Raw genomic sequence first — 321 nt, 5'->3', positions numbered from 1 at the left:
CGGTACGGGCCTCAGCGGGACCGGATGAATCAGAGGAAGCGGTGATCAGCCGTACATACGGCGCATCGCGAAGTCCACCATCTGCTCGACCGCCTTGGCGTCGAACACCATCCTGTGGTCACCCTCCATGTCGAGCACGAACCCGTACCCCGTCGGCAGCAGATCGATCACCTCCGCGCCCGTGATCACGAAGTACTTCGACTCCTTGCCCGCGTACCGCCGCAGCTCCTTGAGCGTGCTGAACATGGGGATCACCGGCTGCTGCGTGTTGTGCAGCGCCAGAAACCCGGGGTTGTCGCCGCGCGGGCAGTACACCTTCGA

At 63.9% G+C, this 321-nt stretch carries 1 protein-coding gene; it reads right to left on the bottom strand.

Annotated features, from left to right (window positions below; translation table 11 throughout):
* Positions 1-45 precede the first annotated feature (45 nt).
* The coding region (locus BFF77_RS30655) for an SseB family protein (RefSeq protein WP_079125641.1) at positions 46-321 on the bottom strand (276 nt) is incomplete at its 5' end.

The sequence above is a fragment of the Streptomyces lushanensis genome (assembly GCF_001700515.1).
Lineage (GTDB): Bacteria > Actinomycetota > Actinomycetes > Streptomycetales > Streptomycetaceae > Streptomyces > Streptomyces lushanensis.
Note: the sequence above shows the minus strand (reverse complement) of the source record. Positions and strands in the feature narration are given on the sequence as shown.